At 45.0% G+C, this 11,625-nt stretch carries 12 protein-coding genes; 2 read left to right on the top strand and 10 right to left on the bottom strand.

Annotated features, from left to right (window positions below; translation table 11 throughout):
- Positions 1–322 precede the first annotated feature (322 nt).
- Complete coding sequence (locus NX845_RS02160; RefSeq protein WP_017083478.1) at positions 323–682, bottom strand: DUF6559 family protein; 360 nt, start codon at positions 680–682, stop codon at positions 323–325.
- Positions 683–847: 165 nt separating this feature from the next.
- The gene (locus tag NX845_RS02155; RefSeq protein WP_260256470.1) at positions 848–1,774 is read right to left on the bottom strand and encodes a LysR family transcriptional regulator; all 927 of its coding nucleotides are present in this window, start codon (positions 1,772–1,774) and stop codon (positions 848–850) included.
- A gap of 184 nt (positions 1,775–1,958) precedes the next feature.
- On the opposite strand from NX845_RS02155, the gene NX845_RS02150 reads away from it, so the two are divergent.
- Both NX845_RS02150 and NX845_RS02145 read left to right on the top strand, forming a co-directional pair.
- Complete coding sequence (locus NX845_RS02150; RefSeq protein WP_260256469.1) at positions 1,959–2,894, top strand: NADP-dependent oxidoreductase; 936 nt, start codon at positions 1,959–1,961, stop codon at positions 2,892–2,894.
- Positions 2,895–2,920: 26 nt separating this feature from the next.
- Positions 2,921–3,334: a RidA family protein gene (locus tag NX845_RS02145; protein ID WP_102444632.1), complete on the top strand. Its 414-nt coding sequence runs from the start codon at positions 2,921–2,923 to the stop codon at positions 3,332–3,334.
- A gap of 53 nt (positions 3,335–3,387) precedes the next feature.
- Here NX845_RS02145 and btuD read toward each other — a convergent pair whose 3' ends face one another.
- From btuD to cobT, 8 genes are all read right to left on the bottom strand, one after another.
- Positions 3,388–4,146 (bottom strand): vitamin B12 ABC transporter ATP-binding protein BtuD, encoded by a 759-nt coding sequence (btuD, locus tag NX845_RS02140; protein ID WP_260256468.1) that lies wholly within the window; start codon positions 4,144–4,146, stop codon positions 3,388–3,390.
- Positions 4,133–5,128, bottom strand: coding sequence for a vitamin B12 ABC transporter permease BtuC (btuC, locus tag NX845_RS02135; protein ID WP_260256467.1), 996 nt, complete (start codon positions 5,126–5,128; stop codon positions 4,133–4,135). Before btuC ends, btuD begins: the two co-directional genes overlap by 14 nt.
- A 133-nt stretch (positions 5,129–5,261) precedes the next feature.
- Complete coding sequence (locus NX845_RS02130) at positions 5,262–6,290, bottom strand: succinylglutamate desuccinylase (RefSeq protein WP_108189212.1); 1,029 nt, start codon at positions 6,288–6,290, stop codon at positions 5,262–5,264.
- 278 nt (positions 6,291–6,568) lie between these two features.
- Positions 6,569–8,365, bottom strand: a complete 1,797-nt coding sequence (locus tag NX845_RS02125; RefSeq protein ID WP_260256466.1) for a M3 family oligoendopeptidase — start codon at positions 8,363–8,365, stop codon at positions 6,569–6,571.
- Between the two features lie 134 nt (positions 8,366–8,499).
- A complete protein-coding gene (gene cobC, locus NX845_RS02120; protein ID WP_065681940.1) occupies positions 8,500–9,117 on the bottom strand; it encodes an alpha-ribazole phosphatase family protein in 618 nt (205 codons plus the stop codon).
- A gap of 9 nt (positions 9,118–9,126) precedes the next feature.
- Entirely contained in the window at positions 9,127–9,729 is a 603-nt protein-coding gene (gene cobU / locus NX845_RS02115) for a bifunctional adenosylcobinamide kinase/adenosylcobinamide-phosphate guanylyltransferase (RefSeq protein WP_065681941.1), read from the bottom strand.
- A 9-nt stretch (positions 9,730–9,738) separates the two neighbouring features.
- Complete coding sequence (locus NX845_RS02110) at positions 9,739–10,545, bottom strand: adenosylcobinamide-GDP ribazoletransferase (RefSeq protein ID WP_260256464.1); 807 nt, start codon at positions 10,543–10,545, stop codon at positions 9,739–9,741.
- Positions 10,545–11,618: a nicotinate-nucleotide--dimethylbenzimidazole phosphoribosyltransferase gene (cobT, locus tag NX845_RS02105; protein WP_065681943.1), complete on the bottom strand. Its 1,074-nt coding sequence runs from the start codon at positions 11,616–11,618 to the stop codon at positions 10,545–10,547. Before cobT ends, NX845_RS02110 begins: the two co-directional genes overlap by 1 nt.
- Between the last annotated feature and the right edge of the window lie 7 nt (positions 11,619–11,625).

Here is an 11,625-nt window from a genome sequence, read left to right as displayed (position 1 = left end):
CACTCTCTATTATTTTACCCTAAACACAAAACCAATTGGTTACTAACCAACCAGCACTGTAATTCGAAGGTTTATAGTTTCTGACTTAAAGAACAACGAAAAATATATACGTCAATTTTATCAATAACAGCGGGTTTTATATTGATAGGAATCAGCATCACACAACTCAAACAAATGCGTTGTAGATAGATGATGTTGCTTCGAATTATGACATTTCAGTATTCTGTGTTGATTGAGGGAACATTATACAGAATGAATAAAAAAACGGCTTAATGATTAAGCCGCTTTGGGGATATAAAGGCGTTCGGTAGTAAGAAGATATTTAATAACGGCTGTTCATACCAAAGCGATGTGACATGTCATCGTCCATACGACCGCCTTTCCAACCGCCGCCACCCAAAAGATTGAGCACATCACGCGCGGTGTAATTCTCGCCGCCGAAGAAATCATTAGACACATCATTACGTAACAGCTGGATAGTGGGAACCAATTCAACATCTAAATCTTGTGGATCAGCAAACAAAGCCAATGCGATTTGTTGTTGGCGCTTACTCAATTCACGAGAACTCGTTTCTACCTGACCAATCGAGAAAAAGTCACGGCTTCCATAACTCTTTACCAACCTTGCAGACAGTAGCTTAATCACCTTTTTGATTCTTCGTCGCTGAATATATCTAAACACTCTAATTCCCCTTCCAATTTACAAATATCACATCAAATGTTGTTCAGATTTGAGCAACACTTAGAATGTCACTCTTTATGATCATGCTCAATATATAACGTCAGTAATATACTGATTAACAATGCGAAAAAGCAATTTCGAGACGAATACTCTTTGCACAGCTTCTCATTGAAACGGATCAAAAAGTAAATTCTTAGGTAAACCATGATTCAGAACACTAAGTACTTTCTCACGCAACCATAACGTACCTTGGTCACGTTGATGGCGCACATGCCAAGACATCGAAATGGGCCCCGGCTGCATGGTGAATGGCGTTTTCTTAATCACCAGTTCTCCCTTGCTCACGCTATCCGATATTATCGGTAATGGAATCGTCGTGATCATATCAGTATTGATTAACAACTTAGGTATGGAGTAACAGTGGTTCACCGTCATGGCGATGCGCCGCTTCATCCCCTTCTGTCCTAGTAGCATGTCTACCCCGCCCGTCGCTTCACCTGATAACGAGAGCAACAAATGATCAGCATTAGCAAACGCACTTAGCGATAGCTCTTCACTGGCTAACGGGTGATCTGCACGCATTGCGCATACAAAGTGATTATCAAATAGATGCTGAGTTTGTACTTGAGCTGAGTTGCCTTCGAAATAATCCAAGACCATATCGACATCGGCACTGAGCAATAACTTTTCTCCATTGACGTTGTAAGGTACGGCGTGAATATTAACGTCAGGCGCTTCACGCTCTATTCGTTGCTTTAACGGCAACCAAAACAGATCTGCCATCCAATCTGTGGTTGCGATTCTAAACGTGCGCTTTAACGTCGCAGGATTAAACTCATCACGCTCAGTTGCAATCCGTATTGCCTCTAACGGCTCACCAATCGTTTTCCACAACTCGACGGCGTAAGGGGTTGGACGAATCCCTCTTCCTTGTTTAACAAATAAAGGATCTTTCCAAGCATGACGCATTCGAGAGACTGCGTTCGATACCGACGGTTGCGTCATCGACAATCGTTCTGCGGCCACGGTAATCGAGCTTTCCTGCATGATTGCATCAAAAATAACCATTAAATTCAGATCGACATTCGCCATCTTACTTGCCTAATTACACAGGGAGTTAGTGAATGAGTATCGACAAACCCATCATATTAATCAATGCATATTATACCAATCATCAATTAGACGATAAGTAACAAGTTGGGCAAAGTGAGTTCCACAAGCAGATTAACCCGCTGTTAGAAAAACAAATCAGATGACTCACTTATAAGGAAATACGATGAAAGCCGTGTATTTAGAAGAGTATGGAAATGCGCAGAACTTAACCTTCGGCGATATAGCCAAACCGACCATCACCCCAAATCAAGTGCTGATCAAAGTACAAGGCGCGGGGGTAAACCCTGTAGACTGGATGGTAAGACAGGGATTCTTAGAGTCTACTGGTCAACATGAAATGCCACTCATTGTTGGCTGGGATGCAGCAGGACAAGTTGTCGAAAAAGGCAACAATGTAAGCAACCTCAAATTGGGGGAGCGGGTCTATGTATATGCGCCCATTTCTGAACAAGGCGCCTACGCCGAATATCTTGCTGTCGATAGTGATTTAGTAGCAAGAGCGCCCAAGTCTCTCGACATCGTGACCGCTGCAGCAGTGCCATTGGCCGCAACAACAGCATGGCAAGCACTTGTTGAAGGCTGCCAACTCAAAGCCGGTCAACGTGTCCTTATTCACAATGCATCCGGAGGTGTAGGCAGCTTTGCGGTTCAAATAGCGAAAGCGCTCGGTGCTTATGTTATCGGAACAGCATCATCTAGCAACAAAGCCTACTTAATGGCTTTAGGGGTCGATCAATTCATCGATTACCAAACTCAACGCTTTGAAGACCTTGTTGATGAGTTAGATGCTGTGCTCGTCGCTGTTGGGGGGGATGGCATCGCGGAGCGTTCACTCGAAGTCGTACGAAAAGGTGGCAACGTAGTTTCACTATTAGATGACATTGAAAGCGCGTTACCACTGCAACTAGGCGTAAATTTTCAACGTTGGTGGGTTTCACCCAATGCCAGAGATCTACAACGTATTGCTGCTTTAATTGATGATGGCGTAATTAAAGTGAACATCGATAAGGTGTTCCCACTATCTAAAGCCGCTCAAGCACAGGAGTTAAGTCAATCGAAACGTGCTCGTGGCAAAATCGTATTGGAAGTTTCGCTGTAAACACGATCAAGTAAAGAGGATATAAAATGGCCATTAAACAAGCTTTTCGTAATAAGAACCTACCCGATATGAGGAATGCGTTTAGTTGGGGACTGAAACTAAGTGAGTTCAGCGAAGTATTCTTTGTGACAGGACATGCTGACTGTAACCCGGACTTTATCACTCAACACCCTAATGATCCTGTTGCTCAAACACGATTGATTTTAGACCAAATGAAGGCATTCTTAGAAGAAGCTGGCTTTAGTGTTAACGACATTGTCAGGACGGATTGGACATTTACCAACGAAGTAAACTCTGCACAATTCGAAGGCATTGCTCATGTCTGGGAAGAATTTTTAGGTGATGTTGAAGTAAAACCAGCGACAGGCACGTTGCGCTATGTTCAGCGTTTAGGGATGCCAGATATGATGGTTGAATATGAGATGATGTTAGCCCGATAACTGCCGAGCTTTCCAATCCTAAGATTCAACCGTCTTACCCAAACGATAAAGGCTTAACCAAACAACAGATAAGTTTGATTATCGACTGAGATACTTTTGACTTCAGTGTTGAACACGGACTCTAGCTGTTCAGGCGTAAGAACTTGTTCTGCACTACCTGATGCTTGAAGTACACCTTTATCGAGCAACAACACTTGGTCTGCGTGTCTTAAGGTCCGGTTCAGGTCGTGGTTAGCCATGATCACGGCGATACCCTTCTCTGCCACTCGTTCAATGAGTTTGTATAACAAGGCTTCTTGAGCAATATCCAATGGAGCTGCGGGTTCATCGAGGATCAGCAGCTTTGCGTAAGGATTAAGCGTCGGCCAATTTTGCAGGCACATTCCGGCCAAACGAACGCGTTGCCATTCACCACCAGACAGTGTCTGAATTGAACGATGAAGTTTGTCTGTGATGTCTAGCATCTGACTAATTTCTTCCAAAGCTGCGTTGATTTCAGCATCAAGGCCGTGTGAGGAGCTTGGCAGTGACAACGCAAGGTATTGAAACACTTCCAAGTTGAAGGCAGGTCTTGCACTTTGACAAAGATAAGCACGATGCAATGATAAATCTTGTAGAGACAGTTCAGACAAATCCTGCCCGTCGAGCTTTATATCCCCTTTGTAGCCATCACCAACGCCAGATATCGCTTCGAGTAAGGTACTTTTACCACTGCCATTAGGACCGATGACATGAGTCACCTGCCCTTGCTTGAGCTCAAATGATAACGGTAATAAACGAGCGCCGACGCTCAGGCTCTTAATTTGAATCATGATTTTTAATTAACATCCAAATGAAGATAGGCGCACCGATACTGGTGGTCATCACACCCAAAGGCAGCTCTGCTGAATCTAATAAAGTTCTTGCACAAATATCAGCAAACACCAGTAACGCAGCACCTGCAACGGCAGACAAAGGAAGAAGGTATCGGTTATCGGTACCAATCGCTAAACGGAGTAAGTGTGGCACAACCAAACCCACAAAGCTGATCACGCCACCTAACGCTACTGCGCAACCTACTAAAATAGACACAGCGAAGATTAGACGCCAACGTAATCTCGGAACATTCACGCCTAACTGTGCAGCATGAGTCTCGCCAATCATTAACTTATCTAGCTTACTACCTTGCAGGCACAACCAAATAATCACGGGGATCATCACTAACGTGAGCGAGTGTTGATACCAAGTCACGCCACCCAAGCTACCCATCAGCCAATACATCAATAAGCGTAGGCTTAAGTCATCACTAAAATAGAACGCCCATGTCACCATCGCACCAGAAAGAATGCCCAACGCGACACCGACTAGCAGTAATTTAGCCGTGGTGAGTCGCATGGTTTTTACCATGCTCACTAGAATCACGGTAAAACAAAGTGAACCTAAAACGGCGGCAATCATGAACAGTTCTGGTGTAGGCGCAAACGGCAAGAAGAACAGTACGATAACCATCGCCAAGCTTGCGCCACCAGAAATACCGAGCACACCGGGCTCTGCTAATACATTACCCAATAAGATTTGTAGGCTTGCGCCAGATACAGCTAACCCTGCCCCGATGGCAATAGCCGCCAATAATCGAGGTAAGCGTAAATCAATCAGTAGTTTTTGTTCTAACGTGGACAAGGTACCCAGCGGGGAAATGAAAAGATCGCCAACCATTAGGTAAATCGCACTCAGCGCGACAAGCAGTGCTGTCATCAGATAAATGGCTCGGGTCCATTTGCGCTGTTTTTGGTGAAGAAGTTGTTGGAAATCCATATCAAGCTACTTTGAAATTGTTCGCGTAACCTTACCTGTATCCCTAAATAAACTCAAGGCTCACACCGTAATGTGAACCTTGATATTTCAACCAGTTGAGCGGTTGTTTTCGTCGCTTTAACCCGGCTCGGTATTAATCGTACACAAGCTGACCGTGGTCGAATCGTGTTTCAACTTCGCACACCATTAAAGCCGCTCGTTGACCGATAGCCACGTTACGATTTGGGAATACCACCGCTTCGTTTTCATTCTTCGCCATCAATGGCTTATCACCATCATGACCAAACACTTCACCGTGCTTGAATGCCGTAAAGTTTTCTACGTCATCAGAGAACATGAAATCAAAGTCATCGTGCAAACGAACAATGGTTCGGCTTACGCGATAAGTAATGGTTTTCTTTGGTAAATGCTCTGGTTCTATTTCAGCAATCAGATTGCGCATTGCCAAATCGAAAGCCGTTAGCTTATCAAGCTGGTTCTCACCAATTCGTGCTACCTGCCCTAGCTCCATTGTCAGAGCTTGCGCTTCGAAGTTTTCAGCGCTGTACCAACTGAAAGTGCTCGTTGGCGCATTCGACAACAACACCGCTTCAACGTGAGCACTGTTAATGAAATCGAACAAGGCTTTACTGCGAACTTCGTGGCGAACCTTAGGGCTTACGGCGAAAGAGTAATGCTTAGACAAACGGATCGCACAGTGCAGATCTAAGTGCCAACGAGTGGCTGGTACCGTTTCCTTGTAAAACTCAGTAACCAAGTACTTGAGGTTCTTCGCGATATCCACTTCTCGATTACTCTCGTGCTGTTTTTCATCAAACAGACGGTTCATATTCACATCAAGAAAACGAGTATGCGCGTTGGTTGCTTCTGGGTGAGCAATGATGAACAAACACCTTGCTGTCACTACTTGGAAGCCTGTTTCAATATCCTCAATGAGCTTGTCTATCAGCTCCATTGGTGAAGTTTCGTCCCCATGAACACCTGTTGAAAAGATGATGTTCTTGGTTTCAGAATTATACTCCACGGGAATCACTTCCAATACACCGCGTTGATGAAGCTTAATTTGAACACCGTTACTCAGTACGGTCTGTCCTGCAACCACTTCTTGCTCAAGATCTAGGCTGTCAAAAAGAAATGATTGGCGAAAGAGGGTCTTCGTCATGCGTTACTCCTTAATTGCACGGCCGTATGTTAATAAATTGTACATAGAAATTGTGTTGCTAGGATCGCACTTATCAATAGAAACTCCGTTATCACTCACAAATACTACCCATATATTTTTATATTACCTGCTGACTTTACTAACCGACATCTGTTCCAAATAACTTTCTCTATTTAAAGCAACTTTTGGCTGTCTCAGCTTTTCTCAAGTCATGTCAGCAAGATAAGAGCCACGTAAGCTAACACAGCTCTTACCTGCCATGAACAGATTGAGATCAATTAATCTTCCTGATCGAGCAATCTTTCAAATTCATCGATTTGAACTTTGACCATGTCGATGCTTTGTTGCCAAAAATCAGCTTGAGTCAGGTCCATTCCTAAGTGCTTTTGAACGACTTCTTCCGCCATCATGCTGCCCGTATCACGAAGCAACGAAACGTAATCGCCGTAGAATTGCTCACCTTTCGCATCGCGCTGAGCGTAAACACCTTTACTGAACAGGTAACCGAACAAGTATGGGTAGTTGTAGAAGCTTACTTGAGAGATGCTGAAGTGCAGCTTGCTCGCCCAGAAGTAAGGATCGGCTTCTGTCATTGCAGCGCCGTACCACTCTTTCCAAGTCGTTTCCATCAGGTCACACAGCTGCTGAGCCGTGAGTTCACCTTTTTCACGCTGCTCGTAGAAGGCTTTCTCAAACTCAAAACGAACGGGAATGTTCACCATTAATGCCAAAGAAGAAGAAAGCTCTTCCCACAGCATTTCAAGTTTCTCATTACGTGTTTCTGCTTGCTTCAATAGATGGTCACGAACGATGTTTTCGGCAAAGATTGAAGCGGTTTCTGCTAACGTCATTGGGTAGCGTGTTTGACACAACGGCATGTCTTTCATCACCCAGTTGTGGAACGCGTGGCCTAGCTCGTGCGCCAATGTCATTAAGTCTGAGCGGCTACCACTCCATGTCATGAACACAAGCGGGGTGCGTGTCGCAGCAAACTTGGTGCAGTACGCGCCTAAACGTTTATTGGCAGCTGGTGCGGCATCAATCCAACCGTTCTCAACCATTAATGCGACGAAATCAGCCATCTCTGGATTTACTTCAGCGAAGGCGGTTTTAATCACTTCGATCGCTTCATCAAATGGGTAAACCTTAGATTCAGCGTCACCAAGTGGTGGCATGGCTGCTAAATGATTCCAAGGCTTCATTTCATCGAGCCCGTGAACTCTTGCCATCAACAGGCCTGCTTTCTGGCCTACTGCTCGATTTGCCTTTGCTACCGACATCATGGTGTCTAGCGTTTCTGGCACAATGCGGCTGCCGTGTAGGCTTGGATCTAGGAAATGTACATCGCTAATCTTCGAGCGCTTTTTGTTTTCAGTCAGTCGCCAACCCGCCAATGCATTTAGGATCGAAGCAAAAGACTCTTGATGCGTTTTCATCGCGCCTTGAACGGCGCGCCATGCTGGTTCTTGTTTGTCGAATTCGCTGCCGTACAACAGGCTCGCAGCTTGTGAAAAACCTAGAGCTTCGTCTTCACCGTCCAGCTTTAGCGACAATTTTAAAGATCCGGTTAGGTTATCGTATAAACGACCCCACCCATCACGGCCATCAACCTTCATAGCTGCCAATAACTGCTCTTCAGCAACACTGAGTCGACTGCTTGATAACTTACGTGAGCTTTCGATAGCAAAGCGTTGCCCTGCAACATCCGCGCTCTCATGCTCTAATACTGCATCAATAAATTCTGGTTCTGCGTGAATTAGCGTGTCTTCGTAAGGGCTGAACGCTTGAGACATTTCAGAGTTCAGCTTCGCTACACGACCAAGCAGTGCTTTGGCTTCTGTGTGCGTCGCGTCTACCGATGCGTGGCAATTAGCGAAGGTGTTGATTGTGCTCAGTAACGTGCCTGCCGCTTCAGAAGTTTGAATGGCGTTTTGCATCGCTAGGATAATATGACGCTTTTCAACGTGTAGGTACAACAGCTCAATACATTGTTGAATGAGTTCAATGTCCTGTTCGATTTTTGCATCATTAAGATCGCGATAAGCAATGCTTAGATCCCAACTCGGTGTTGTCATGACTAAATTCCTTTCACGTAGGTAGTAATACCAATCTGGTATAGCGGCTGTAAACGCCGCTTTATACTTCTATTTCTATTTCCATTTACAGTTCTAATAGATTGTTAATTCTTAAAACCGTGTATTTTTAACACTCAGAGAACAGGTAGCCCTATCGATTTAACGCTGATAAAGCTCTGCGCAAACTGAGTGATTTGAATATGAGTTATCGATGCATTTTCTATCGATAACTTCGAGTACAAACTCGGGTTTTTCCAATCAATATCAAGGCAGTGTGCTAACAATATGCGAATCACACCACCATGAGTAACCAACAATATGTTGTCACTTGGATCATTCAAAAGTTGCGACCAAGCTTGAGTTACTCTGTCGTGGAAGCCCTGTAAACTTTCTGCGCCAGTTAATTGATGATTAGCAGGATCTTGCCAAAAGGTTTCTAGCATTCCCCATTTGTCTTCAAGCTCATCAAATGGGACACCATCTACTTCACCGAAGTTCATTTCCTGAAAGCCTGGTGCAACAGATAAAGGCACTGACATACGCTCTGCAAACAAGCTCGCGAGATCACCACATCGTCTGAGTGGCGAGGAAACCACACTATCAAAGATAATGTCTTGTTTAGCGAGAGCTCCACAGATCTGATATTGAAGATCAGGGTTGACTAACACGTCTGACAATCCGTTAAGTGCTGCCTCCCCTTCGACCTTGCCATGTCTTAATAAATAGATGTTTTTAGTTGTTCCATTAACCATGTGTGCGACCTAGCCTTGAGTATCAAGCAAGTGATTAGATGGTTTTAAGCTCAGTGGTAATCCTGCTGCAACCAGCGTAACGCGTTCAACGACGCGAGCTAACGCTTGGTTCATGCGTCCCGCATTGTCTACAAATAAGCGCGACACTTTACCCAGCGGCACCACACCTAAGCCAACTTCGTTAGACACCATGATAATTTGCGCTGGGCTTTGCTCTACGCTTTTGACCAATACTTCAACCACGGCTTCAACCTGTTCATTGGTTGCATCATCACCCAGTTCAAAGATGATGTTGTTCAACCACAATGTTAGGCAATCAATCAACACCACATCTTCTTTCTCAAAAGACAGCAGTTTTACGGCTAATTCGACGGGTACTTCATGCTCAATCCACTGCTCGCCACGACGTTGTTGATGGTGCGCGATTCGTTCTCGCATTTCGTCGTCCAAATAAGTGGCCGTTGCAATATAATTGAGGCGTCCATTTGAACATGCTTCAAGCGCACATAATGCTTGTTGCTCTGCAAAACTCGACTTGCCAGAACGAGCCCCGCCCAATACCAGATGGCTGTTTCGCTGTCTTGCTTGATTAGTTTGATTGGTGTTCGTCATAGGGAACCGTTATAGAAAGCCATTGTAAAATGCAGTAATGAATACAAGGTAAGTCAGCAACTCCATTAACTGTTGAGCAGCCCCCAAGCAGTCGCCAGTAAAGCCACCAATTCGAGCCATTAACCACTTTTTGAAACCTGTTCTGAACAGATAGGCGACGACAGATAAAACCAAAGCGAATTCAAGACCAAACCACAGGCTAGGCAGCACGCCTACAAGTAATAAGAAGGTAAGTTCACCTTTGGTTTGCTTGTTGGCCAATGGTTTACTTTTACTGGTATCTAAATCGCTGACATAAGGCATGTCGTAAATTAGCGATGCAGCAATCGCGCGGCTAAAGGTATAACTGGTCACGATAACCATAAACAGAGCCGTCATGTTGACCAGCTCATTCAACAACACCCACTTGCCAAGCAAAGCCATAACCAGTGCAGACGCGCCATAAGTGCCAATTCGACTGTCTTTCATGATGGTCAAACGACGTTCTAGAGTCATGCCGCCACCAATGCCATCCGCCATATCAGTCAAACCATCTTCATGGAATGCACCTGTGAGCATCAGGCTAAAACTCATCATCAAGAAAATCGCCACTGCACTCGGCAGTACCGTATCAAGTAGCAAAAACACACCGCCACACAGAACACCAAGTAACAAACCAACCGTTGAAAAGTAGCGACCCGAACGGTTCATTCGCTCTGATGAATAGGGCGTATTCTTCGGCATTGGCAAGCGAGAAAAGAAACCCATCGCTAGCGCAAACAGCTCCCACTGATAAGTAACTCGATCTTTCAACGATCTTTCTGGTACATCACTCATTAAACCGTGACTCCAGCACTTTCGAAGCTCGCCATGTTGTTGTAAAACTCGGCTGCCGCACGAATAATTGGCATAGCTAGCGCAGCACCTGTGCCCTCACCTAATCTCAATCCAAGATCGAGCAGTGGCTCAGCGTCTAGCAGCTCTAACAGAATTTTGTGCCCTGACTCTTCAGAGCGATGTGCGAAGATCATATAGTCACGGCAACTCGGTTCAATTAAAGTCGCGGCATACGCAGCGACTGACACGATAAAACCATCGACCAATACAGGGGTTTTGTTTTGATAAGCGCCAAGGAAAGCACCGACCATTTGAACGATTTCATAACCGCCGACTTGTGCTAGTACCTCTTTAATATCTTTAAGCCCTTTAATATCTTTAAGATCTGTAAGCTCTTTAAGCTCTAAACCTTTGCAACGCGCGACACCTTGCTCAACCACAGCCACTTTACGTGCAAGCTGTTCATTGTTGATGCCAGTGCCTAGGCCAACACACTCCGCTGCAGCACGATTCGCTAATGCACTTAAGATCGCTGATGCGCTGCTGGTATTACCGATGCCCATTTCACCAAACATGATGATATTAGTGCCATTCGAAATGGTTCTAGATACAAGCTCTGTACCCAGTTCAATTCCACGTTCAACTGTTTCTAAACTCATTGCCGCTTCATTGGCAAAGTTATTGGTTCGCGTACCCAAGCGCTGGGATATCAGCATGTCACTGTCAGATTCCACAGGCAACAATATCCCAGTGTCGACTACCGTGATATCGATATTATTCACCGCACAGAAGCAATTGATCGCCGCGCCACCGCTTAAGAAGTTCAACACCATCTGCTGTGTGACGGCACTTGGAGCAATACTCACGCCTTCATCTGCTATGCCATGGTCGCCAGCAAAAATGATGATACTTGGCTTATTCAATTCGATGTGTTCAACCGCAGCTTCTTTGCCTTGGCTCTGAATCAATGCCAATTGATGTGCGACTTTTTCTAGTAAGCCAAGCGCACCGAGTGGCTTGGTTTTTTGGTCAATTCGGTGTTGGATGAACTGCGAGTATTGGGTATCTAACATAGTTTTT

This window comes from Vibrio sp. NC2, assembly GCF_025195005.1.
In the GTDB taxonomy this organism is placed as follows: Bacteria; Pseudomonadota; Gammaproteobacteria; order Enterobacterales; family Vibrionaceae; genus Vibrio; species Vibrio splendidus.
Note: the sequence above shows the minus strand (reverse complement) of the source record. Positions and strands in the feature narration are given on the sequence as shown.